Annotated in this window: 24 protein-coding genes; 16 read left to right on the top strand and 8 right to left on the bottom strand. The window is 65.8% G+C overall.

The annotated features are described in order from the left end of the window. Positions 1–31: 31 nt before the first annotated feature. Positions 32–631 (top strand): YceI family protein, encoded by a 600-nt coding sequence (locus O6P39_RS22310; RefSeq protein WP_275608592.1) that lies wholly within the window; start codon positions 32–34, stop codon positions 629–631. Between the two features lie 471 nt (positions 632–1,102). Here the strand turns inward: O6P39_RS22310 and O6P39_RS22305 are convergent, their stop codons facing one another. Further along, the gene (locus O6P39_RS22305; protein ID WP_275608591.1) at positions 1,103–2,602 is read right to left on the bottom strand and encodes an MFS transporter; all 1,500 of its coding nucleotides are present in this window, start codon (positions 2,600–2,602) and stop codon (positions 1,103–1,105) included. Between the two features lie 109 nt (positions 2,603–2,711). Between O6P39_RS22305 and O6P39_RS22300 the strand changes: the two genes are divergently transcribed. The 4 genes from O6P39_RS22300 (at position 2,712) to O6P39_RS22285 (ending at position 6,784) form a co-directional block, all read left to right on the top strand. Further along, positions 2,712–3,617 carry a LysR family transcriptional regulator gene (locus tag O6P39_RS22300; RefSeq protein WP_275608590.1) on the top strand — a complete coding sequence of 302 codons (906 nt, stop codon included), beginning with the start codon at positions 2,712–2,714 and terminating at the stop codon, positions 3,615–3,617. A 112-nt stretch (positions 3,618–3,729) separates the two neighbouring features. After that, on the top strand, positions 3,730–4,305 hold the full coding sequence (locus O6P39_RS22295) for a YceI family protein (RefSeq protein WP_275608589.1): 576 nt from the start codon (positions 3,730–3,732) through the stop codon (positions 4,303–4,305). After that, a complete protein-coding gene (locus O6P39_RS22290; protein WP_275608588.1) occupies positions 4,302–5,459 on the top strand; it encodes a phospholipase D-like domain-containing protein in 1,158 nt (385 codons plus the stop codon). The genes O6P39_RS22295 and O6P39_RS22290 overlap by 4 nt, the downstream gene beginning before the upstream one ends. A gap of 44 nt (positions 5,460–5,503) precedes the next feature. Continuing rightward, entirely contained in the window at positions 5,504–6,784 is a 1,281-nt protein-coding gene (locus O6P39_RS22285; RefSeq protein WP_275608587.1) for an acyltransferase, read from the top strand. Between the two features lie 301 nt (positions 6,785–7,085). Here the strand turns inward: O6P39_RS22285 and O6P39_RS22280 are convergent, their stop codons facing one another. Next, a complete protein-coding gene (locus O6P39_RS22280; RefSeq protein ID WP_275608586.1) occupies positions 7,086–7,484 on the bottom strand; it encodes a nuclear transport factor 2 family protein in 399 nt (132 codons plus the stop codon). A gap of 109 nt (positions 7,485–7,593) precedes the next feature. Between O6P39_RS22280 and O6P39_RS22275 the strand changes: the two genes are divergently transcribed. Next, positions 7,594–8,187: a GNAT family acetyltransferase gene (locus tag O6P39_RS22275; RefSeq protein WP_275608585.1), complete on the top strand. Its 594-nt coding sequence runs from the start codon at positions 7,594–7,596 to the stop codon at positions 8,185–8,187. Next, positions 8,187–9,077, top strand: coding sequence for a carbon-nitrogen hydrolase family protein (locus tag O6P39_RS22270; RefSeq protein WP_275608584.1), 891 nt, complete (start codon positions 8,187–8,189; stop codon positions 9,075–9,077). Before O6P39_RS22275 ends, O6P39_RS22270 begins: the two co-directional genes overlap by 1 nt. Here the strand turns inward: O6P39_RS22270 and O6P39_RS22265 are convergent. Further along, positions 9,071–9,358, bottom strand: coding sequence for a type II toxin-antitoxin system RelE/ParE family toxin (locus O6P39_RS22265; protein WP_275608583.1), 288 nt, complete (start codon positions 9,356–9,358; stop codon positions 9,071–9,073). The genes O6P39_RS22270 and O6P39_RS22265 overlap by 7 nt on opposite strands. Continuing rightward, complete coding sequence (locus O6P39_RS22260) at positions 9,349–9,618, bottom strand: CopG family ribbon-helix-helix protein (protein ID WP_275608582.1); 270 nt, start codon at positions 9,616–9,618, stop codon at positions 9,349–9,351. The genes O6P39_RS22265 and O6P39_RS22260 overlap by 10 nt, the downstream gene beginning before the upstream one ends. A 188-nt stretch (positions 9,619–9,806) precedes the next feature. Here O6P39_RS22260 and O6P39_RS22255 point away from each other — a divergent pair, with 188 nt between their 5' ends. The 3 genes from O6P39_RS22255 to O6P39_RS22245 all read left to right on the top strand — a co-directional run bounded on the left by O6P39_RS22255 (position 9,807) and on the right by O6P39_RS22245 (position 11,409). Next, a complete protein-coding gene (locus O6P39_RS22255) occupies positions 9,807–10,385 on the top strand; it encodes a DUF2846 domain-containing protein (protein ID WP_275608581.1) in 579 nt (192 codons plus the stop codon). Positions 10,386–10,491: 106 nt separating this feature from the next. Further along, entirely contained in the window at positions 10,492–11,073 is a 582-nt protein-coding gene (locus O6P39_RS22250; RefSeq protein ID WP_275608580.1) for a DJ-1/PfpI family protein, read from the top strand. Between the two features lie 33 nt (positions 11,074–11,106). Next, on the top strand, positions 11,107–11,409 hold the full coding sequence (locus O6P39_RS22245) for a ribbon-helix-helix domain-containing protein (RefSeq protein ID WP_275608579.1): 303 nt from the start codon (positions 11,107–11,109) through the stop codon (positions 11,407–11,409). Between the two features lie 239 nt (positions 11,410–11,648). Here O6P39_RS22245 and O6P39_RS22240 read toward each other — a convergent pair whose 3' ends face one another. After that, positions 11,649–13,172, bottom strand: coding sequence for a fumarate hydratase (locus O6P39_RS22240; protein ID WP_275608578.1), 1,524 nt, complete (start codon positions 13,170–13,172; stop codon positions 11,649–11,651). Between the two features lie 260 nt (positions 13,173–13,432). On the opposite strand from O6P39_RS22240, the gene O6P39_RS22235 reads away from it, so the two are divergent. Genes O6P39_RS22235 through O6P39_RS22225 form a run of 3 tightly spaced genes read left to right on the top strand, consistent with a single transcriptional unit; the run spans position 13,433 to position 16,304 of the window. Further along, positions 13,433–14,551 carry a sensor domain-containing diguanylate cyclase gene (locus O6P39_RS22235; RefSeq protein ID WP_275608577.1) on the top strand — a complete coding sequence of 373 codons (1,119 nt, stop codon included), beginning with the start codon at positions 13,433–13,435 and terminating at the stop codon, positions 14,549–14,551. After that, a complete protein-coding gene (locus tag O6P39_RS22230) occupies positions 14,544–15,482 on the top strand; it encodes an iron-sulfur-binding ferredoxin reductase (protein WP_275608576.1) in 939 nt (312 codons plus the stop codon). Before O6P39_RS22235 ends, O6P39_RS22230 begins: the two co-directional genes overlap by 8 nt. Before the next feature lie 48 nt (positions 15,483–15,530). Then, positions 15,531–16,304, top strand: coding sequence for an enoyl-CoA hydratase-related protein (locus O6P39_RS22225; RefSeq protein WP_275608575.1), 774 nt, complete (start codon positions 15,531–15,533; stop codon positions 16,302–16,304). A 429-nt stretch (positions 16,305–16,733) separates the two neighbouring features. On the opposite strand, the gene pyk is transcribed toward O6P39_RS22225, so the two are convergent. The 3 genes from pyk to O6P39_RS22210 all read right to left on the bottom strand — a co-directional run bounded on the left by pyk (position 16,734) and on the right by O6P39_RS22210 (position 20,080). Continuing rightward, positions 16,734–18,185, bottom strand: coding sequence for a pyruvate kinase (gene pyk, locus O6P39_RS22220; RefSeq protein ID WP_275608574.1), 1,452 nt, complete (start codon positions 18,183–18,185; stop codon positions 16,734–16,736). An 88-nt stretch (positions 18,186–18,273) separates the two neighbouring features. After that, the gene (locus O6P39_RS22215) at positions 18,274–19,182 is read right to left on the bottom strand and encodes a universal stress protein (protein WP_275608573.1); all 909 of its coding nucleotides are present in this window, start codon (positions 19,180–19,182) and stop codon (positions 18,274–18,276) included. A 91-nt stretch (positions 19,183–19,273) separates the two neighbouring features. After that, positions 19,274–20,080 (bottom strand): outer membrane assembly lipoprotein YfiO, encoded by an 807-nt coding sequence (locus O6P39_RS22210; RefSeq protein WP_275608572.1) that lies wholly within the window; start codon positions 20,078–20,080, stop codon positions 19,274–19,276. Positions 20,081–20,179: 99 nt separating this feature from the next. Here O6P39_RS22210 and O6P39_RS22205 point away from each other — a divergent pair, with 99 nt between their 5' ends. The 3 genes from O6P39_RS22205 to O6P39_RS22195 all read left to right on the top strand — a co-directional run bounded on the left by O6P39_RS22205 (position 20,180) and on the right by O6P39_RS22195 (position 21,470). After that, on the top strand, positions 20,180–20,551 hold the full coding sequence (locus O6P39_RS22205; protein ID WP_275608571.1) for a hypothetical protein: 372 nt from the start codon (positions 20,180–20,182) through the stop codon (positions 20,549–20,551). Positions 20,552–20,627: 76 nt separating this feature from the next. Continuing rightward, on the top strand, positions 20,628–21,050 hold the full coding sequence (locus tag O6P39_RS22200) for a DUF4124 domain-containing protein (protein WP_275608570.1): 423 nt from the start codon (positions 20,628–20,630) through the stop codon (positions 21,048–21,050). A 60-nt stretch (positions 21,051–21,110) separates the two neighbouring features. Further along, positions 21,111–21,470: a PilZ domain-containing protein gene (locus tag O6P39_RS22195; RefSeq protein WP_275608569.1), complete on the top strand. Its 360-nt coding sequence runs from the start codon at positions 21,111–21,113 to the stop codon at positions 21,468–21,470. The last annotated feature ends 108 nt before the right edge of the window (positions 21,471–21,578 follow it).

Here is a 21,578-nt window from a genome sequence, read left to right as displayed (position 1 = left end):
CGGAGCGGGGGCGACCCGCTCTGGAGGAACGATGTCTTCTCTGAAATGCGCGCTGATGGGGGCGCTGCTGATCCTGGCCAGCCCCCTGGCACTGGCCGAGTGGCAACTGGACGGCGACACCTCGCGGATCAGCTTTGTCTCGGTCAAGCGCGGCAAGATGGCGGAGGTCCAGCGCTTCGACCAGCTTTCCGGGCAGATCGACGACAAGGGCGCGGTGCGCCTCGTCGTGTCGCTGGCCTCCATCGACAGCGGCCTGGCGCTGCGCGACGAGCGCATGCGCAACTCCTTCTTCGAGGTCGAGCGCTACCCGGACGCAACCATCACCAGCCAGCTCGACCTGAGCCTCTACGATGACCTGCAGGTGGGCCAGTCGCGGCCGGAAACCATCGACTTCAACCTCGACCTGCACGGCCAGCAGCGCAGGTTGAAAGCCGAAGTGCTGGTCAGTCGGCCCAGCGAGGAGCGTATCGAGGTGACGACCCTGGAGCCGCTGGTGCTCAAGCTGATCGACTTCGATCTGGAGGAGAAGCTTGCGCCGCTCAAGGAGGTCGCCAACCTCCCGTCGATCACCCCGGAGGTGCCGGTGTTCGCGGTGCTGGGGTTCCGCCAGGTGATCAAGCAGGCGCCGTGATGGCTTTTGTAGGAGCAACTATCTTGTCCCGGCTGAATCTGTGCCAGGGCTTTCCCCCTCACCCCAGCCCTCTCCCTCAGGGAGAGGGAGCCAGATCGTGCCGGCTGACATAGTAGTTTCATCCTGCACTGGACGGTCCCCTCTCCCCCTGGGAGAGGGTTAGGGTGAGGGCCAACCCGAGCGCAGATGCATCTCGTAGGAGCGGACTCTGTCCGCGATCAGCATCGTGCCAAGCGGTTCGCGAGCAAGCTCGCTCCTACAGGAGCTCTTCGTAGGAGTGAGCTTGCTCACGAACCCATCCAATGCCGGTATTGCCGGCTGATCGCGGATACGGGAAGTGCAATCAGACCGGTGCGCTGACCGCGAAAGAGGGCGCCTGATGCTGTACCTGAAAGCCGAACCCGCAGCTGGCGGAGGTGGCGAGGATGAGTGCGAACAGCAGGGCGGTCTTCATGGCGATTCTCCTGCGTTTCAGGATCGGGCGACTTCCAGTCTACGCCCCATCGTCCGATGTGCGCCGAAGACCAGGAAACTGCCCGCCGCGAACAGCCAGGCGCTGACGCCGCCATACCCGAGCACCCAGGCGAAGCCCTGCACCAGCGCTGCCCGTGCGCCGACGGGATCGTCGCTGCCCAACTGGCCGCTGGCGATGCTGGCGGCCAGTTGCAGACGCTCGTCGCCTGCCTCGTCCGGCAGTCCCGCGGCGACGCCCCAGAGCAGGATCAGACCCATCACTGCGATGTTGATCGCCAGGGAAATCATCCGCGCGCTCATGTCGATGCCCGAGGCCATGCCGGCGCGGGCGGCGGGTACGGCGGCGGTGGAGGTGTTGGTCACCGTGGTGTTGGTCAGCCCCAGGCCGATGCCGGCGAGCACGCAGCCCGGCAGCAGCGTCAGCCAGCTCGCGTGGTCCACCGCGCTGCCCCAGAGCATCAGGAAGAAGCCGGCGCCGATCACGAACATCCCGCCCGGAATCACCCAGCCGGGCTGGAAGCGATGGGCCAGACGCTCGGCGATCGGCGGCACCACCAGCGTCGGCAGGGTATAGGACAGGAGCGACCAGCCGGCCTTCACGTCGTCGTAGCCGAGCACGCCGTGGTAGTAGACCGGCAGGTAGATCATCAACGGCCAGAAGCTCACGTTCATTCCCGCCGAGCCGAACATGGCGCCGGAGAAGGCGCGGATGCGCAGCACGGAGAAGTCGAACATCGGGTGCGCCACGCGGCGTTCGATGGCGATGAAGGCCACCAGGCAGGCGAAGCTGATCAACAGGATCGTCAGTGCGGCCGGGCTGGCGAAGCCCATGTCGGCACCCTGGATGATGTAGAAGACGGTGCCGAGCACGGCCAGCGACAGGGTCAGCATGCCGCCCAGGTCGAGCCTTTCGGCGTCCGGGTCGCGGGATTCCACCGCGCCGTACTGCGCCAGCGCCAGGGTGAGCAGGGCGAGTGGCCCGTGCACCAGGAACACCCACTGCCAACTGGCCAGGGCGACGATGGCGCTGCCGATGATCGGTCCGAAGCCCAGGCCGATGCCGAAGATCACGCCCCAGGCGGCGAAGGCGCGGACGCGCTCGGCCGGGTCGCTGAACTGGCTGGTCAGCACCGCCACCTGGCAGATCAGCATGACCCCGCCGGCGGCGCCCTGCAGGAAGCGCCCGGCGATCATGGCTGGCATGCTGGTTGCCAGCCCGCAGAGCAGCGAGGTGAGGCCGAACAGCGCCAGGCTGATGACGAACAGGCGCTTGCGGCCGAAGCGGTCGGCCAGGGTGCCGGCGGCCATCAGCACGCTGGTGACGGCGATGGTGTAGGCGTTCATCACCCATTGCAGGTCCTGGAAGTCGCCGTGCAGCACGCGCTCCAGCGCCGGCAGGCTGGCCGGCACGCTGGAGATTTCCAGGCCGAACATCATCGAGGACAGGCACACCGCCGCCAGGGCGATGAGGTTTCTGGGGTTGTGGTGGGCAGTCATGGGAGTGGGCTCCGTTTGGCGAGCCACCATTGTCGAAAAGAATGGGGTTCCCCATTGGCTCCATTTCGTCCCATCATTAGGTCTTCTCAGGATGCAAAAGGGCAGGGCGATGGATGACCGACTCGATGGCATCGCCACCTTCGTCCAGGTGGTGGATGCCGGCAGCTTCGCCCTCGCGGCGGAGCGGCTGAATCTCACGCGCTCCGCGGTGGGCAAGGCCATCGCCCGGCTGGAGGCGCGCCTGGGCGTGCGCCTGCTGCAGCGCACCACGCGCAGCCAGAACCTCACCGACGACGGCCAGGTGTTCTACGACAGCTGCGTACGCGCGCTGGCGGAGCTGGACGCCGCGCACACGGCGCTGGAGGGCGGCCGCAGGGAGCCGCGCGGGCGCTTGCGGGTCAGTGTGCCGATCTCCTTCGGCCACCTCTGCGTGGCGCCGCTGATGCTGGAGCTGGCGCGGCAGTATCCATCGCTGAAGATCGACCTGTCGTTCACCGACCGCCGCGTCGACCTAGTGGAAGAGGGCATCGACCTGGCCGTGCGCATCGGCCCGCTGAGCGACAGCGCCACACTTGCCGCACGCAAGCTGGGCGTGCAGTACACCGGCATTGGCGCCGCGCCGTCGTACATTGCCGAGCATGGCATGCCCGACCACCTGGACGATCTCGTCGGCCACGCGTCCATCAGCTATTCCGTCGCGGGCGTCACCTCGCCCTGGGACATGCGTGATGACGACGGCTATGCCAGGCGCATCGAGATGGACCCGCAGCTGAGCATGGACGACCTGCAGGCCATCACCGCCGCCGCCGTGGCCGGCTTTGGCCTGGCACGCCTGCCGACCTGGCTGCTGGCGCGGCACGTGAAGCGTGGCGAGCTGGTGGTGGTGAAGGGGCGCTGCCGGTTGCCGCCGCTGGACATCCATGCGGTGTGGCCCAAGACCCGCTACATGCCGTCGAAGATCCGCTGCGCCATCGATGCGCTGGTCGCGGGGATTCCCGCGCTGCTGGCCGACTGAACCATTGGCGCCGCCGCCTGCCCAATGGGCTCGCCGCTTGGCTGGTTTGCAAGCCGCCGCGCGGCCGCTATCGTTGGCCGTTGATCCGTCCGTTTCTCATGTAAGGGATTTCATGCGCTCGCTGTTCGCCTTCCTCCTCGCGGCCTGTTTCGCCGCTTCCGCCCAGGCCGCCTGGTACCTCGACTACGAGTCGTCGCGGCTGACCTTCGTCACCAGCAAGAACACCGACATCGCCGAGGTGAGCCGCTTCCTGGTGATGCACGGCAAGGTCGACGAGCAGGGGCAGGCCGAGCTGCGCATCGAGATGGACTCGGTGAGCACCGGCATTCCGCTGCGCGACGAGCGGGTGCGCGAGAAGCTGTTCGAGACCGAGAAGTACCCGGATGCGCGGATCACCGCCCGCCTGGACCTGCGGCCGATCACCGATCTGGCCAGCGGCGTGCAGATGGAGATGCGCCTGCCGCTGCGTCTGGAGCTGCGTGGACAATCCAGGGACTACCGCACCGACGTGCTGATCACCCGCCTGGACGAGCACCGCTTCCAGGTGGTGACTCTCTCGCCGCTGGTGGTCAATGCCGCTGACTTCGGCCTGGCGCCGGGCGTGGCCCAGCTGCGCAAACTGGCCGGGCTGAAAAGCATCGGCCTGTCGGTGCCGGTGGGCGCCGTGCTGATCTTCGCCTCGCGGTGAGCGGCCCGATCTTTCCCTGGCGAAGCGGCAATCGCTTCGCCCTGCTCTGTGATGGAGAGTGCTTCTTTCCGCGCATGTTCGAGGCCATCGACGGCGCCGAGCGGCAAGTCGAATTGGAACTCTACCTGGTGGAGAGCGGCAGCTGCGCCGAGGCATTGCTGGACCACTTGCTGGCCGCCCGCGCGCGAGGTGTGCGGGTACGCTGCCTGTTCGACGCCTTCGGCAGCCTGAAGCTTTCCAACGCCTGGACGCGGCAGCTGGTGGAGGCTGGCGGCGAGCTGCGCCACTACAACCCGCTGAACTGGAAGGCCGGGTTGCGCAATCTTTACCGCGACCATCGCAAGCTGCTGCTGGTGGACGAGCGCATCGCCTATGTCGGAGGGACCGGTGCCACCGACGAGTTCTGGTCGGCGCGGGAAAACCGCAGCGACTGGCACGAGGTGATGGTGGAGATGACCGGCACCGTCGTCGCCGACTGGCAGCGCCTGTTCGAGCGCCAGTGGCACGCCACCTTTGGCGTGCGGGCGTGGAAGCCGCGCGAGGAAGTCCTGCTGACCCGCCTGCCGCCTCGACCCAGCGAAGGGGATGGCATGGCGCGGGTCGCATACGCCGACGCCAGCCAGCACCGTGACATCCTCCAGGCGCTGGTGCGCTCATTGCGTGGGGCGCGCCAGCGGGTGTGGCTGGCGACGCCGTACTTCCTGCCGACCTGGAAGGTCCGTCGCGCGCTGCGCAAGGCGGCCCAGCGCGGTGTCGATGTGCGCCTGTTGCTCACCGGGCGGCTCACCGACCATGCGCCGGTGCGCTATGCCGGCCAGCGCTACTACCCACGCTTGCTGCGCGCCGGCGTGCGGATATACGAGTACCAGCCACGCTTTCTTCATCTGAAGATGGTACTGGTCGACGATTGGGCCAGTGTCGGCTCCTGCAACTTCGATCATTGGAACCTTCGCTTCAATCTGGAGGCCAATGTAGAAGCGTTCGATCCACAGTTCACTGCGGCGGTCGCCGATTGTTTGCGCGCTGACTTCGAGCAGAGCCGCGAGATAGACCTCGGCAGCTGGCATGCCCGGCCCTGGTGGAAGCGCCTGCGTGAACGGCTATGGGGTTCCCTGGACCGGCTGGTGGTGACTTTTCTCGACCGCCGGCGCTGATCCGGTGGAGCGCCCGAACCGATTTTTCGAAGAGGAGAGCGGCGTTGAGTACGAGTCAGAAGGAACGCTTCATCGGCCTGGAGTGGCTGCGCTTCCTGTTGGGCCTCTACGTGGTGATCTACCACACCCTGCACAGCTACCCGACGGAGCAGAAATTCGCCGGTCTCGATGACCTGACCAGTCTGGGCTTCTTTGCCACCAGCACCTTCTTCGTGCTGTCGGGCTTTCTGCTCTGCCACGTCTATGTCAGTGACGGGCAACTGCGGGAGAGCCCGCGCAGCTTCTTCACCAAGCGGCTGTCCAACCTCTATCCGCTGCACATCTTTTCGATCCTGTTGACCATCGCCGTGCTGCTGGTAGTCAGCGGCCTGGGCATAGGCCCGGACCTGGACCAGGCCACGCCGCGCTTCGTCATCTATGACACCAACGAGGTCATCGGGCGCCTGCAGCCGCAGCTGTTCCATCACTGGATGAGCGACCGCGAGCTGCTGTTCAACAGCATCCTGCAACTCACCATGATGCAGGCGTGGAATCCGTACTACCTGACCTTCAACGCGCCGCTCTGGTCGCTGTCGACGCTGTTCTTCTTCTACCTCTGCTTCCCCTATGTCGCGCCGCGGCTGGCGCGGGTGCGGCACAAGTGGCGCCTGCTGGTCATCCTCTGGCTGCTGTACCTGGTGCCGCCGTTGCTGGTGGTGGCCAGCCAGGAATACGGCATGCCCTGGACCGGCCTGCTGCACCGCAATCCGCTGCTGCGCCTGCCGGAGTTCCTCGGTGGCATCCTCGCCTATGGACTGTTCCGCCAGTACAAGGATGCCGGTCACACGCCGGGTCGCGGGCTGGCGCTATCCATGGGGGCGTTCGTGCTGGTGAATTTCCTGGTGGCGGACTACCTCTACACCCACGGCGCCAAGTTCTGGTACTTCCTGCTGCACAACGGCCTGCTGCTGCCGGCGCAGTTGATGCTGGTGTACCTCAGTGCGTTGCCGCGCGATCCGCGCAGCAGCTTGATCCGGCGCTGGTCGCCGCGCCTGGGGGCGGCGTCGCTGTCGCTGTTCGCCTTGCATGTGCCGTTGTTCACCCTGTTCTCGCGGACCGAGAAGCTGATCCGCGCACCGGGGGATTGCCTGGCCGACTGGGCCTTCTGCGTCGACGAGGCGACCCGCCAGCCGCTGTCGTTGTGGCTATACCCGCTGTTCCTGCTGTTCATGGTGACCAGCTGCGTGCTGGTGCAGGAGCGCTGCGTGGTGCCGGTGCGCAAGTGGCTGGTGCGGCATCTGCTGCCGGCGCCGCCATCGCGGTCGAGGGCGGTGACGGAGAGCTGAGCCCTGGAGTCAGCCTGCGGGGTTCGCGGACAAGGGCCGGCTATCGGTGCGCACGGTGCAGGAACGTAGGGCGTACAACCGTTCGCGGTTGTACGCCGATACGCCGTGTATCTTGTCGGCGCCATGGTCAGGCTCGGAGCGCCCTGGGCTGCGACTCCGAGATCAGCATCGGAGCGTGCCTCCAGTACGGTCAAGCGGCGTATAACGTCGAACGTTATCCGCCCTACGGTTCGGCCTGGGCGTGAGCGGCTCTTGTAGGAGCGGATTCATCCGCGATCAAGGCCGCGTCTGGGCATCCGGTTCAGCCCACCTGCGCCTGCCAGTCATTGAGGTTGTAGTAGTTGGTCACCCGCGCGACCTTGCCGTCGCGAATCTCGAAGAAGGCGCCGGCCGGCAGCACGTAGGTCTGCCCGTTGGCCGGCGGCAGGCCCTCGTCGGTGCTCAGGTATTCACCATGCACGACGAACTCCGCTGCGCCGCGCGTGCCATCCTCGCTGGCCATCACCACGATGTCCGCCAGGCGTTCGCGATAGCAGCGGTTCATGTGCTCCATGAAGCGCGCGAAGGCCTCCTTGCCATGCTGGCGCTCGCCCTGGTTGATGTCGTGTACCACCTCGTCGTGCAGCAGGCTGAGGAAGGCGGGCATGTCGCCGGCGTTGAAGGCGGCGTAGTAGGCACTGATCAGGGCCTTGGCGTGCATGGGTATGCTCCTGTCGCGGGTAGGGCTTAAGGTGAGCTCGCCGGCCATGATAGGTTGACCCGTCGGCCATCACTTTGCCGTTTGCGGCATCCAGCGGACGAAAACGACCATGCCCACGGACATCCGCCTGCTCACCGGCAGCGCCATCCGCCCGTTCATCGATGACCTGGCGCGCCTGCGGATCACCGTGTTCCGCGAATATCCCTATCTCTACGACGGCAGCCCGGAGTACGAGGCGAACTACCTCGATACCTACGTGCGCTCGCCCTGGAGCCTGTGCGTGCTGGTACTCGACGGGAAACAGGTCGTCGGCGCTTCCACCGGCCTGCCGCTTGCGGATGAGACCGAAGAGTTCCAGCGGCCCTTCCTCGAACAGGGCTGGAACCCCGAGCACATCTTCTACTTCGGCGAGTCGGTGCTGTTACCGGCGTACCGCAATACCGGCCTGGGCCTGCGCTTCTTCGAGGAACGCGAGCGCTATGCACGCGGGCTGCAGCGTTTCGACTGGTGTGCCTTCTGCGCGGTGCAGCGGCCACAGGACCACCCGGAGCGCCCCGCCGGCTACCGGACGCTGGATGAATTCTGGCGGCGCCGGGGCTTCAGCCCCCGTCCGGAATTGCACACCGAGTACCACTGGCGCGACGTGGGCGAGCCGTGCGAGAGCGCCAAGCCCATGTCCTTCTGGCTCAAGGAGCTGACCTGATGATCCGCGTTGCCGCCTGCCAGTATGCCATCGAGTTGCACGAACACTGGGAGGCCTACGCGCAGCACCTCGAAGACCTGTGCGCCGAGGCGGCGGAGCAGGGCGCGCGTCTGCTGGTGCTGCCCGAATATGCCGGGCTGGTGTTGAGCGGCCTGTTGCCCGAGGCGCAGCGCAGCGACCTGCACGGCTCCATCGCCGGTCTGCAATCGTGGTTACCGAAATGGCTGGCGCTGTGCGAATCCATCGCCCGGCGGCTGAATCTCTACCTGGTGCCCGGCTCCGCGCCGGTGCTGGACGATGACGGCCTGTATCGCAACCGCGCCTGGCTATTTGGCCCGCAGGGCCTGCTCGGCGCCCAGGACAAGCTGCTGATGACGCGCTTCGAGCGTGAGCAGTGGAACATCGTCGGCGGCGAAGGCCTGCGCGTGTTCGAAACCGAGTTCGGTCGGCTGGGCATCCTCATCTGCTACGACAACGAATTCCCGCTGCTGGCGCGCACCCTCGCCGAGCAGGAGGTCGACCTGATCCTCGCGCCCAGTTGCACGGATACCGAGGCTGGCTATCACCGCGTGCGCATCGGCGCCCAGGCCCGTGCGCTGGAGAACCAGATCGCCGTGCTGCACTCGCCGACCGTGGGGCTTGCGCCCTGGTCGCCGGCGCTGGACGAAAACGTCGGCCGCGCGGGGCTCTACGTGCCGCCGGACTACGGCATGCCCGCCGATGGCGTGCTGGCGCTGAGCGAAGAACTGATGCCGGCAACCAGCCGCTGGCTGCTGCACGACCTGGACCTGGACGAAGTCCGCCGCGTGCGCCGCGAAGGTCAGGTGTTCACCCGCCGCGACTGGCCGGAGCAGTTCACGCCGGGGCGCCTCAAGGTGTTGGATCAGTAACCGGCTTCGCGTTGGTGGCGGATGGCGAGGACCACCAGGGTTTCGCCATCGATGCGGTATCTAGCCAGGTAGCCGCTGTCGCCGAAGTCGATGGGCCATTCTCGATAAACCACGGGCAGGTCATCGATCAGCCGCCCCATCTGCGGATGCGCCCCCAGTGCCTGGGTGGCCTGGAGGATGATCTGGCCGGCGCGGCGTGCGGCAGTTGGGTTGGTCTCGCGGAGGAAGCGGCGCAAGCGCTCGAGATCGCGAAGCGCGGCGGGTGCGTAGATCACTCGCATTTCGGTGCGGCTTGTTCGTCCTCATCGCCCCAGCTGTTCAGCCAGTTCTCCACCGCTTCGGCAGTGACATGCTGGCCGGTCGCCTGGAACTCTTCCCAGGCCTGCTCGGTGTCGCGCTTGAGCTTTTCGCGCTGTTCTTCACGCACAACGTACTGGCCGATCGCCTCGCGCATGATCCAGTGCGGTGAGCGCTGGCGCAGCTCGGCCAGCTCGCGCACGCGAGCGAGCATTTCCTCGTCGAGTTTGACCGAAGTGGCCATAACGGTGCCTCTGTAGTGAAAGGTAATACCGGGTAATACTTCGTCCGAAGAGGATCAGTGTCAAACTGCACGGGATGAGCGGGGCGCCATCTCTGCACATCTGTGAACTCATCGACCCGGACTTTCGACGGGTGGCAAGGCACGGCGCCGTGGTTATGCTCCGGGCATAACCATAAGAGGGACTTTCCATGCTCCGACTGGCCCTGTGCGCCTTCCTCCTGTTGCTGGCCGGCTGCAGTTCTCCCGGTGCGTTCTTCGGTGCGCTCGATGGCCCGATGTTCAGCGCGCTGCCGAGCGATCCACAGCATGCGACGGTGTACATCTACCGCCCGCAGAACCAGTGGTCCGACGAGGAACTGGAGGCGCCGGGGCTGTTCCTCAACAACGAACTGATCGGCAGCCTGCCGAGCAACGGCTATTTCGCCATGAGCTTCGCGCCGGGCAGCTACAAGTTGCAGATGCGCCGTCCGCTGTTGGGCAGCTTCTGGACCTGCTTCGCGGGCGGCACCCTGGACTTCACCCTGATCTCCGGCTTCGCCCTGGAGGCGAAAGCTGGCCAGGTCTACTACCTGCGCTACGACGAGACCCACACGCCGCCCAAGTTCCAGCACAACGCCGGGGAGGGCGCCGGCCCGTTGAACCTGGTAGGCAATGAGCTGGGCTCGCGGGAGATACCCGCCACGCGTCAGGTGCAGGCGCCGGTGAGCATCGCCGCCAGCGGCAAGACCGTCGAGGGGCCGGGCTTTTTCGAGCGCATCGGCCTCTGAGGTGATGCGCTGTAGTAGCGGCTTATTACCCGCCGATTGCGCGACTGACTAAGCTCTCCCGCATGCCCGGTCACCACGGCCGGGCCCTGCCGGGAGGATGCCCACGATGGCCGCGAAGAAGATCCTGATGCTGGTCGGCGACTACGCCGAAGACTACGAAACCATGGTGCCGTTCCAGGCACTGCTGATGGTCGGGCATACCGTCCATGCCGTCTGCCCGGACAAGAAGGCTGGCCAGAGCATCCGCACTGCCATCCACGATTTCGAAGGCGACCAGACCTACAGCGAGAAGCCGGGCCACAACTTCGCGCTGAACGCCACCTTCGCCGAGGTGCGCGCTGAGGATTACGACGCGCTGCTGATCCCTGGCGGCCGCGCCCCGGAATACCTGCGCCTGAACGCCAAGGTGATCGAACTGGTGAAAGCCTTCGATGCCGCGAAGAAACCCATCGCCGCCGTCTGCCATGGCGCCCAGTTGCTGGCCGCTGCCGGTGTGCTCAAGGGCCGCGCCTGCAGTGCTTACCCAGCCTGTGGCCCGGAAGTGAAGCTGGCGGGTGGCGAGTACGTGGACATCCCGGTGGATGCCGCCCATGTCGACGGCAATCTGGTGACCGCGCCCGCGTGGCCGGCGCACCCGGCCTGGCTGGCGAAGTTCCTCGACGTGCTGGGCACGAAGATCAGCCTGTAAACTGGCCCCTCATCGAAGCTGGAGAAGCCGTCCATGTGCGAACTCTACGTAAAGGCCGACCCGATTCTCTATGAGTCGCGCTCCCGCTCGCTGCGCATCCGTGGCGTGGTCACCACACTGCGCCTGGAGAACCAGTTCTGGGACATCCTGCGCGAGATCGCCGAGGTGGACGGCATGACCACCAATCAACTGATCACCAAGCTCTATGACGAGGTAATGGACTATCGCGGGGAGGTGGTGAACTTCGCTTCCTTCCTGCGGGTGAGCTGCACCCGTTTTCTAGCCCAGCGCCGTGACAATGTCGTGGAACTGAACCGGGTGCCGCGCAGCGCCTGACTCCGCTGACGGCTTTTTCGTAGGAGCGAGCTTGCTCGCGAACCGCCCAGCGCCAGTGCTGCCGGGAACTCCGTTCGCGAGCAAGCTCGCTCCTACAGGGAAACACCGTTGCTGCCGGCTGTTGTAGGAGCGGATTTATCCGCGATCGGCCAGCCACAGGTCGATACCACAAAAAATTCCACCCATGAAAAAGCCCGGCACATGGCCGGGCTTTTTCATGGGGCGAAGAAGGCGAAGCCTTACTTCACTTCCACCGCCAGGTTCTCGGCGATCTTCTTCTGCCAGATGGCCGGGCCGGTGATGTGCACCGACTCGCCATTGGTGTCGACCGCGACGGTCACCGGCATGTCTTTCACGTCGAACTCGTAGATCGCTTCCATGCCCAGTTCGGCGAAGGCCAGGACCTTGGACTTCTTGATCGCCTGGGCGACCAGGTAGGCGGCGCCGCCCACAGCCATCAGATACACGGCCTTGTTGTCCTTGATCGCCTCGATGGCGATCGGGCCGCGCTCGGACTTGCCGATCATGCCCAGCAGGCCGGTGCTTTCCAGGATCTGGCGGGTGAATTTGTCCATGCGGGTCGCGGTGGTCGGGCCAGCCGGGCCAACCACTTCGTCACCGACCGGATCGACCGGGCCGACGTAGTAGATGAAGCGGCCCTTGAGGTCTACCGGCAGCTCTTCGCCCTTGTTCAGCATGTCGACCATGCGCTTGTGTGCAGCATCGCGGCCGGTGAGCATCTTGCCGTTGAGCAGCAGGGTTTCGCCCGGCTTCCAGCTCTGCACTTCTTCCGGGGTGATCTTGTCCAGGTCGACGCGGCGCGCGGAGGGACCGGCTTCCCAGACGATTTCCGGGTAGGCGTCCAGCGGCGGCGCTTCCAGCGAAGCCGGGCCGGAACCGTCGAGCACGAAGTGGGCGTGACGGGTGGCGGCGCAGTTGGGGATCATGCAGACCGGCAGGGACGCTGCGTGGGTCGGGTAGTCCATGATCTTCACGTCGAGCACGGTGGTCAGGCCGCCCAGGCCCTGGGCGCCGATGCCCAGCTGGTTGACCTTCTCGAACAGCTCCAGGCGCAGTTCCTCGATGCGGTTCTGCGGGCCGCGGGCCTTCAGCTCATGGATGTCGATCGGGTCCATCAGGACTTCCTTCGCCATCACCGCGGCCTTCTCGGCGGTACCGCCGATGCCGATGCCGAGCATGCCCGGCGGGCACCAGCCGGCGCCCATGGTCGGAACGGTCTTCAGCACCCAGTCGACGATGGAGTCGGACGGGTTGAGCATGGCCATCTTCGACTTGTTCTCGGAGCCGCCGCCCTTGGCCGCGACGTCCACTTCCACGGTGTTGCCGGGGACGATGGAGTAGTGGATCACCGCCGGGGTGTTGTCCTTGGTGTTCTTACGGCTACCTGCCGGGTCGGCCAGGATGGAGGCGCGCAGGACGTTTTCCGGCAGGTTGTAGGCGCGACGCACGCCTTCGTTGATCATGTCGTCGACGCTCATGGTGGCGCCGTCCCAGCGTACGTCCATGCCGACGCGGACGAACACGGTGACGATGCCGGTGTCCTGGCAGATCGGGCGATGGCCGGTGGCGCACATGCGCGAGTTGATCAGGATCTGCGCCATCGAGTCCCGGGCAGCCGGCGATTCTTCGCGCAGGTAGGCCTCATGCATGGCCTGGATGAAATCAACCGGGTGGTAGTAGGAGATGAACTGCAGGGCATCGGCGACGCTCTGGATCAGGTCGTCTTGCTTGATCACGGCCATGGAGCACGGTCCTCTTCAGGCGGGAAATACAGGCGCAGGGCCTGTTACATCGGGAGTACGCCGGCACGGTTCCGGCGAAAAAAGGCGCCGTAGTATACCGCTGCGGCCGCTTGCCGCGCACGCGCCAGTGATCCGACCTTGGTCACAGGGGCCTCCGCTTTTCTTTGGAAGCCACATGGGCGCCCACATTCCGATCGGCTAGGCGACCAGGCGCTTTGATAGTAGAGTGGAGGCCAGGTGCCATTACGGGATGGAGCCCCATGAGCACACTGCTGAAACAGCGCGCCTTACAAAAACTACTCATCAGGCGATTCGGCATGGCCGTTGGCACTTACGCGCTGGCGCAGCTATTGCTATGGATGGCAGTGTTTGGTGACTTCTTCCGCGGCACCGTCGCCTTCGCGCTGGGTTGCACGCTATTGGTGGTGGCCAGCCAACTGGTCTTCTTCTGGTTGTTCCTTACCGGGCGCAACCAACGCTTCTCCGACCCGAGCATGACCGAGCCGCAGGTGCTGGTCGCGCTCATCTGGCACACCCTGTTCCTGGCCAACGTCGACAGCGCGCGCGGCACCCTGATGGTGTTCTACGTGCTGATCCTGCTGTTCGGCGTGTTCCAGCTACAGCCCAGGGTGTTCGCCCGTTGCGCGGGGCTGGCGTTCATCGCCTTCGCCGGCCTGAACCTGTGGGAGGCCTTCCAGCAGCGCCTCGAATTGCCCGCCCAGGCGATCCTGCAACTGCTGGTGCTGTTCATCGTCCTGGTCTGGCTCAGCCTGTTCGCCGGCTATGTCCAGGCGCTGCGCCAGCGCATGCGCCAACGCCGCTACGCGCTGCAGGCTCACCAGGACACGCTGCGCGGGATGATGCGTCAGCTGGAGGACCTGGTGGCCACCGATGAACTGACCGGCCTGTTCAACCGCCGCCACTTCCTGCGTCTGGCCGGCCGCGCGCTGGACGAAATGCAATTGAACCAGCGTCATGGCCTGGCCCTGATCGACCTGGATCACTTCAAGCGCATCAACGACCTCCACGGCCACGCCGCCGGCGACCGTGTGTTGCAGACCTTCGCCGCGGTGGCGCGGGCCTGCCTGCGCGAGGGCGACATCCTGGCGCGCTATGGCGGCGAGGAGTTCGTCCTGCTGCTGCCCAACGCCGATGCCGACCGGCTGGCGACCTGCTGCGAACGGCTGCGCATGGCCTACGCCGACGCGCAGCCGGTAGGGGTGAATATCGAAGTGCTGAGTCTGTCGGCGGGGATGACCCTGCTGGAGCCCACCGACGATCTCGACGAGGCCTTGCAACGGGCCGACCAGGCGCTCTACCGTGCGAAACGCAGCGGACGTAACCGCTGCGATGCCGCATGGGAGTGGACGCGTGCCTGAGATACAGGCCGGATCGCAACGCTTTTCGGTAACCCCCGGAGTCAACCTGCTCGATGCCCTGCGCGGGGCCGGCGTCGCCGTGCCCTACAGTTGCCGCGCCGGCAGCTGCCACGCCTGCCTGGTGCGCTGCACGCGCGGAGAAGTCCGCGATGCATTACCCGATGCGCTGGAGGCCGCACGACGCGACGAGGGCTGGCGGTTGTCCTGCCAGTGCCAGGTCATCGAAGACCTCGCCGTGGAAGTCTTCGACCCGCAGCGCGACGGCCTGCCCGCCAGCGTCGCCGAGCTGGACTGGCCGGCGCCGGACGTACTGCGTCTTCGCCTGACGCCGCAACGCCCGCTGCGCTATCGCGCCGGGCAGCACCTGATCCTCTGGAGCACCGAGGGCGTGGCGCGGCCCTACTCGCTGGCCAGCGTACCGGGTATCGACCCCTGGCTGGAGTTCCACATCGATTGCCGTCTGCCTGGCGCGTTCAGCGGCTTTGCCCGCCAGTTGAAGGCGGGCGATAGCGTACGCCTGGGCGAGCTGCGCGGCGGCGCCCTGCACTATGACCCCGAATGGCACGACCGGCCGTTGCTGCTGATGGCCTCCGGCACCGGTCTGGCGCCGCTCTGGGGCTTGCTGCGCGAGGCGTTGCGCCAGCATCACGCAGGTCCCATCCGGGTCATTCACCAGGCTCATGACAATGCCGGCCACTACCTCGCCGAAGCGCTGCGCGAGCTTGCCGCCGTGCACCCGGAGCTGGAGGTGACGCTGATGACCGCGGCCGAGTCGGCCGAAGTTTTGGCGCAACTCCGGCTTGTTTCGCGGCGGAGCATCGCCTTACTCTGCGGCCACCCCGACAGCGTCGATGCCTTCGCCCGCCGCCTCTACCTCTGTGGCGTGCCGCGCGGCCAGACGCTGGCCGACCTGTTCCTTCCGCACGCCTGAAGCGGCGCGCGGCCCCAATAAGTAGAAGTCCAATAAGAAGGATTTGCCATGAGCGAACAGATTCTCGTCGAACGCGAACAGGGCCTGCTGACCCTGCGCCTGAACCGTCCGGACAAGATGAACGCGCTGACCCGCACCATGTACTCCGCCCTGGCCGAGGCCCTGGAGGCGGCGGAGGCGGACCGCACCGTGCGCGTGGTACTGATCACCGGCGGCGCGGAATGCTTCACCAGTGGCAATGACATCGTCGACTTCCTCCAGCAACCGCCCAGCGGCCCGGACAGCCCGGTATTCCGCTTCATGCGCGCGCTGATGGACTTCACCAAGCCGGTGGTCGCGGCGGTGGCCGGCCCCGCCGTGGGGATCGGCACCACCCTGTTGTTGCACTGCGACCAGGTCTTCGTCGCCCAGGGCTCCAAGTTCAAGATGCCCTTCGTCAACCTCGGCCTGTGCCCGGAGTTCGGCTCCAGCTTCCTGGTACCGCGCCTGGTCGGCCCTGTGAAGGCGGCCAGCCTGCTGATGCGTGGCGAAGGTTTCACCGGCGAGCAGGCGGTGGCGTACGGCATCGCCAACGAAGCGCTGGCCGACGGCGCCGCTGCCATCGAGCGTGCCCGTGAGGTCTGCCAGTCGCTGCAGCAACTGCCGCCGGCGGCGGTGGCGCTGAGTAAGCGCCTGCTCAAGGCGCCTTACATCGAGCAATTGCGCCAGGTAGTGGCGGAGGAGGGACAGCTCTTCGTCGAGCGCCTGCACTCGCCGGAGGCCCAGGAAGCGCTGAGCGCCTTCACCCAGCGTCGCCAGCCGGATTTCTCCAAGTTCCTGTAACAACTCCCGCAGGTTTGGAATGTAGGGCGTATAACGCTCCGCGTTATACGCCGCCTGGCCTTGGTCTCCATGCGCTCCGTGCTCGGTCGTGGCGCCAACGATGACGACGACGTATCGGCGTACAACCGCGAACGGTTGTACGCCCTACGGATGCACCCGGTTGCCCACACAATCTGTGGAGCGTGCTGTGGATAAGCTTTGGGGCAACCTGGCGAACCCACGTCCGCCGGGGCTTTCAGGGGGGTGGGTGGTATTTGAGCGACGCCCGGCAGGTTGCCCACACAAGATGTGGAAGGTGTTGTGGATAACCTTGGGGTCAAGACGCCAAGCCCGTACGGCGCCTGGCTTCCAAGACATTGGTTGCCCTTTGAGCAACCCGGAATGAAAAGGCCGCCCATAAGGGCGGCCTTTTTTGTTGCCGGTGCGGGATCAGACCAGCAGATCACCCACGTGCAGCACCTTCATGGTGTTGGTGCCGCCCTGGGTGGTGTAGCTGTCGCCCTTGGTCAGGATCACCCAGTCACCCTTGGTCACCACACCACGCTGCAGCAGCGCGTCGACGGCTTCCTGGCTGACCCGCTCCGGCGGCAGGGCTGCCGGGTCGAAGGGGATGGTTTCCACTCCGCGGAACAGCGCCACGCGGGCCTGGGTTTCGCGGTGCGGGGAGTAGGCGAAGATCGGTACCGAGGAGCGGATGCGCGACATGATCAGTGGGGTGTAGCCGCTTTCGGTCAGGCAGATGATCGCCTTGATGCCCGGGAAGTGGTTGGCGGTGTACATGGCCGCCAGGGCGATGCTCTCGTCGCAGCGCTCGAAGGTCTGGCCCAGGCGGTGGCTGGACTTCTTGGTGGTCGGGTGCTTCTCGGCGCCGGCACAGATGCGCGCCATGGCCTGGACCGCTTCCACCGGGTATTCGCCGGCGGCGCTCTCGGCGGAGAGCATCACGGCGTCGGTATAGTCCAGCACGGCGTTGGCCACGTCGGAGACTTCCGCGCGGGTCGGCATCGGGTTGTGGATCATCGACTCCATCATCTGGGTCGCGGTGATCACGGCCTTGTTGTAGCGGCGTGCGTGCAGAATGATTTTCTTCTGGATGCCCACCAGCTCGGCGTCGCCAATTTCCACACCGAGGTCGCCGCGGGCCACCATCACCGCGTCGCTGGCGCGAATCAGGCCGTCCAGGGCTTCGTCGTCGGCCACGGCTTCGGCGCGCTCGATCTTGGCCACCAGCCAGGCGGTGCCGCCGGCCTCGGTGAGCAGGCTACGGGCGTATTCCATGTCCTTGGCGTCACGCGGGAAGGACACGGCGACGTAGTCCAGGTCCATGCTTGCGGCGAGCTTGATGTCGGCCTTGTCCTTGTCGGTCAGGGCCGGCGCGGTGAGGCCGCCGCCACGGCGGTTGATGCCCTTGTGGTCGGACAGCGGGCCGCCGATCAGCACTTCGCAGACCAGTTCGTCCGCCTTCACTTCCTTGACCGCCATGACCACGCGACCGTCGTCCAGCAGCAGTTCGTCGCCGACGCCGCAATCCTTCACCAGATCCGGATAGTCGATGCCGACCACTTGCTGGTTGCCTTCGGTGCGCGGGTGGCTGGTGGAGAAGCGGAAGGTGTCGCCGACGGCCAGTTCGATGCGCTTGTTGGCGAACTTGGCGATACGGATCTTCGGGCCCTGCAGGTCGCCCAGCAGTGCGACGAAGCGGCCGTGCTTGGCGGCGAGGTCGCGGACCAGTTTGGCGCGGGCGCGGTGTTCATCGGGAGTACCGTGGGAGAAGTTCAGGCGGGCGACGTCGATCCCGGCGAGGATCAGCTGTTCCAGGACTTCGGGGGAGTTGCTGGCTGGGCCGAGGGTGGCGACGATCTTGGTGCGGCGAAGGGACATGCGGGACTCCTAGGGGAAAGCAGCGGTCAGGCCGCCCGGAGAGCCTGGAAAGGTTCCGAAGGCAGCCAGGACGCCATCTTACTCTCTTTCAGGTGACAGGTCTGATCACCAGCAGGTCGCATTCCACCTCTTCGAGCACCCGTTCGGCGGTCTGGCCGATCAGCGCGTTGTCGAACTGCCCGCGGGCGACCGCGCCCATCAGCAGCAGGTCGATGCCCTTGTCGCGTACGTAGGTGGGGATTACCTCTTCGGCAAAGCCCTGGCTCAGTTGGGTGCGCGCGCGGTCGATGGCCGGGTATTGCGCGAGCAGGGCGTCGAAGGCCTCGCGGTGGTGGGTTGCGGTACGTTGCACATAGTCGTCGTAGTTGGCCAGCAGTTCGGCGTTGAATGCCAGGGTCTGTGGCACTGCGACGTAGGCGTGCAGGTAATGCGCCTGCAGTTTCAGGCGTTGTTCGAACTCGCGGGCCACGCCGATCAGGCGGTGGTCCAGCTCCGCCGGCTTGTCGCTGGCGTGCAGCGGGTCGAGTGCCGCGCACAGGCGTTCGCCGCGCCATTGGCCGTGTTGCACCAGCCACAGCGGCTGCGGGCAATGGCGGATCAGCTGCCAGTCGTGGTTGGTCAGCACCAGGCGCTTGAGCAGGCTGTGGTGGTGCGCGGACTTGAGAACCAGGTCGGGCTGGCTCTGCTCGCAGTGCAGGACGACCTGCCGGTGCAGCGGTTTGCCCCAGCGAGCCTGGCATTTCACCTCAATGCCGGCCTGGCGCAGCGGCGCGGCGAGCTGCTCCAGCCAGGCCAGGCGCTGTTCGAGCAGGCTCTGCCTTCCCCGTTCGAGATCGCCCTGATCCAGCAGCAGGTTGTTGTCCAGGGCGGGATTGAACTCGCAGGCCAGCAGTTCCAGTCGCGCGCCGCTGCGTTCGGCGATCCACTGGGCGCGGGTGAGGGCGGGCTGGTCTTCGCGGGTGGGGTCGATGACGACGAGCAGATGCTGGAGTTTCATGTCGGCTTCCTCGCGCGGGCTGCGACCATTGCAGTCCAAGCCTAGCGCGTAGCGCTTGATCTGGGTCAGCGCTGCGCGCGGGAAGCCGCCCTCAGTTGCGCTGGCTGTTCAGCGCCTGGTCGAGGTGGTGCGCCGCCTTGTCGGCGAGATCGCCGTTGGGGTACTCGGCCAGTTGCCGGCGCAGGTAGGCGATGGCCTGGTCGCGGTCGGGGTGCGGGTTGTCCGGCGCCATGTACATCAAGCCGAGCTGGTACAGCGCCTTTTCGCGGATGTCCGGCGGGATGGCCGGGTCGTTGGCGCCCAGCAGGTAGAGCTGCGCGGCTTCGTCGACGCGGTCCTTGAGCACCGCGCGGCGCGACAGCAGGGTCATGTCCGGATCGAGGCTGGGCTTGTTCAGGTCGAGGTTGTACTGCGGCTTCCAATCCGCCAGCAGCTCGCGGGCGTTCTTCTGCACCGGGTCCTTGGCGCGCTGGCGGATCATCAGGATGCGCGCGTCCGCATGGGCGGCAGCCTGGGTGCCAGGGAATTCGCGGTCGATGCGCTCGAAGTACTGCAGCGCCTTCGCATCGTCGCGCTGGTCGTTGAAGCGGCTCATGTAGATCAGGCCGATCTGGTACAGCGCGATGGCGCGCACTTCCGGGCTGTAGCGGGTGTTGCCGTAGCCGGTCAGGTAGAGCTGCTCGGCCTCGGCACTCTTGTTGTCGCGGATGGCCTGGGCGCTGTAGGTCAGCAGGTCGCCTTCCTCTTCCACCGCGGCGGTCATGCGTTTGTTCTTCAGCTGCTTGTATTCGGCGACTTCACCGGTGGTGACCTGCGCGACGAACAGCGGCGTGGTGGGGGCGCAGCCGGCGAGCAGGGGAAGGAGCACCACGAAGGGCAGGGCGAAAGCTGAGCGCATGGCATCTCCTTGGCGCCGGGGCGTTATCCGCGCCAGTCTAGTGGCGGGCTTCAGTACGGCCAAGACGGGCCGATACACTTCCCAACGGAGGATATGCCCATGCGAACCCTGGCCACCCTGCTGCTGCTCCTGAGTGTTACCGGATGCACCAGTTGGTCGATGAATTACCACCTGAACAACGCCTACCGCTCGTACAAGAGCGGCGATTGCGATCGGGTCATGCTCGAACTCTCGGAAACCGAGCGCAAGAGCCGCGCGCGCCCCTGGCTGCAGCCGGAGATCTCCATGCTGCGCGGGCAATGCCTGGAACGGCAGAAATTCTTCGTCGACGCCGCGCAGACCTACCAGTTCATCATCGCCCGCTACCCCACCAGCGAGTATGCTTACCGCGCCAAGGCCCGGCTGGAAACGCTGCGCCTGAATGGCCGTCTGCCCGGCGATACGGCGCGCAGCTATCCGGTCACGCCCTGACCGCCGGTCGGTGGCGAACTTGAGCGCCCCCGATCGCTGGCTAATCTCATGGAGTGACTTCACGGAGGAGGTTGGAATGCGTGCCCTGTGGCTCTGCGTCTGGTGTTTTCCCTTGTTGGTCCACGCCGACATCTATCGCTGGACCGACGCGCAGGGCAAGGTGCATTTCAGCGAAACCCCACCGCCGGGGGCGCAGCGCATCGAAGTGAAGCCCCAGGTCGTCGAGCGTGACGCGGCGACCCGTGAGCGGGAAGAGCGCACCGCCCGCTTCTACGATGCCCGTCGTGACGAGCAGGCCGCCGCGCAAGCCAAGGCGACCGAGCAGCAGGCCAAGCTGAACGCCCAGTGCGCGCAGTGGCAGCAGAGCCTGAACAACCTCAGTCTGGGCGGTCGCTACTTCACGCAGGATAGCGACGGTAAACGGACCTACTACAGCGATGCACAGATCGACGCCGCCCGTCGCGAGCTCGAAGCGCGACTGGCGGAAGGTTGTCGTTAGGACTGGCCCCAAGCGGGCGGCATTGCCATACTGGACGATATTTCATAGCGAAACGCCATTATGCGCCATCAACGACATATCGAGCGCCATCAGCTGCCCTACTACCTGAAGGTGTTCAACAGCATCACCGACAAACCGATGGGTTACCTGGGCAACGTCTCGCTGGACGGGATGTTGCTGATCAGCCAGCTGCCGATGCTGGTGGGTGGCCGTTTCGACATGCGCCTGAAGATCCCGGGCCATGACGGCAAGCTGCAGCTGATCGAGTTCTCCGCGACGTGCCAGTGGTGCCGCGAGGACGTCAATCCGGGCAACTTCGACTCCGGCTTCAGCCTGGTGGCGCCGCCGATGGAGTACGTCGAGCTGGTCGATGCGCTACGCCGTTATTTCAGTTTTCGCCGTCAGGTGGAGTCGGTCTGAGGCGCAGGACGCGCTGAACCGACCTGGCGGTAGCGGAAGGCAGGACGCCGGGAATTCCCGCCGTCAGAACAAGGTGTGACCTCGATCCCCCGCGCTCCGAACTTGGCC

The sequence above is a fragment of the Pseudomonas sp. PSE14 genome (assembly GCF_029203285.1).
Lineage (GTDB): Bacteria > Pseudomonadota > Gammaproteobacteria > Pseudomonadales > Pseudomonadaceae > Pseudomonas.
The sequence above is the reverse complement of the archived record's forward strand: the minus strand, read 5'-3'. Positions and strand labels throughout refer to the sequence as shown.

Bases quoted from the DNA above. Each gene is read 5' to 3' on its own strand.
- O6P39_RS22265 (WP_275608583.1), bottom strand. From the start codon at position 9,358: ATGCGAGTGATCTACGCACCCGCCGCGCTTCGCGATCTCGAGCGCTTG.
- O6P39_RS22235 (WP_275608577.1), top strand. From the start codon at position 13,433: ATGAGCACACTGCTGAAACAGCGCGCCTTACAAAAACTACTCATCAGG.
- O6P39_RS22205 (WP_275608571.1), top strand. From the start codon at position 20,180: ATGCGAACCCTGGCCACCCTGCTGCTGCTCCTGAGTGTTACCGGATGC.
- O6P39_RS22305 (WP_275608591.1), bottom strand. From the start codon at position 2,602: ATGACTGCCCACCACAACCCCAGAAACCTCATCGCCCTGGCGGCGGTG.
- O6P39_RS22260 (WP_275608582.1), bottom strand. From the start codon at position 9,618: ATGGCCACTTCGGTCAAACTCGACGAGGAAATGCTCGCTCGCGTGCGC.
- O6P39_RS22300 (WP_275608590.1), top strand. From the start codon at position 2,712: ATGGATGACCGACTCGATGGCATCGCCACCTTCGTCCAGGTGGTGGAT.
- O6P39_RS22200 (WP_275608570.1), top strand. From the start codon at position 20,628: ATGCGTGCCCTGTGGCTCTGCGTCTGGTGTTTTCCCTTGTTGGTCCAC.
- O6P39_RS22295 (WP_275608589.1), top strand. From the start codon at position 3,730: ATGCGCTCGCTGTTCGCCTTCCTCCTCGCGGCCTGTTTCGCCGCTTCC.
- O6P39_RS22275 (WP_275608585.1), top strand. From the start codon at position 7,594: ATGCCCACGGACATCCGCCTGCTCACCGGCAGCGCCATCCGCCCGTTC.
- O6P39_RS22255 (WP_275608581.1), top strand. From the start codon at position 9,807: ATGCTCCGACTGGCCCTGTGCGCCTTCCTCCTGTTGCTGGCCGGCTGC.
- O6P39_RS22280 (WP_275608586.1), bottom strand. From the start codon at position 7,484: ATGCACGCCAAGGCCCTGATCAGTGCCTACTACGCCGCCTTCAACGCC.
- O6P39_RS22250 (WP_275608580.1), top strand. From the start codon at position 10,492: ATGGCCGCGAAGAAGATCCTGATGCTGGTCGGCGACTACGCCGAAGAC.
- O6P39_RS22210 (WP_275608572.1), bottom strand. From the start codon at position 20,080: ATGCGCTCAGCTTTCGCCCTGCCCTTCGTGGTGCTCCTTCCCCTGCTC.
- O6P39_RS22215 (WP_275608573.1), bottom strand. From the start codon at position 19,182: ATGAAACTCCAGCATCTGCTCGTCGTCATCGACCCCACCCGCGAAGAC.
- O6P39_RS22310 (WP_275608592.1), top strand. From the start codon at position 32: ATGTCTTCTCTGAAATGCGCGCTGATGGGGGCGCTGCTGATCCTGGCC.
- O6P39_RS22195 (WP_275608569.1), top strand. From the start codon at position 21,111: ATGCGCCATCAACGACATATCGAGCGCCATCAGCTGCCCTACTACCTG.
- O6P39_RS22225 (WP_275608575.1), top strand. From the start codon at position 15,531: ATGAGCGAACAGATTCTCGTCGAACGCGAACAGGGCCTGCTGACCCTG.
- O6P39_RS22245 (WP_275608579.1), top strand. From the start codon at position 11,107: ATGTGCGAACTCTACGTAAAGGCCGACCCGATTCTCTATGAGTCGCGC.
- O6P39_RS22240 (WP_275608578.1), bottom strand. From the start codon at position 13,172: ATGGCCGTGATCAAGCAAGACGACCTGATCCAGAGCGTCGCCGATGCC.
- pyk (WP_275608574.1), bottom strand. From the start codon at position 18,185: ATGTCCCTTCGCCGCACCAAGATCGTCGCCACCCTCGGCCCAGCCAGC.
- O6P39_RS22270 (WP_275608584.1), top strand. From the start codon at position 8,187: ATGATCCGCGTTGCCGCCTGCCAGTATGCCATCGAGTTGCACGAACAC.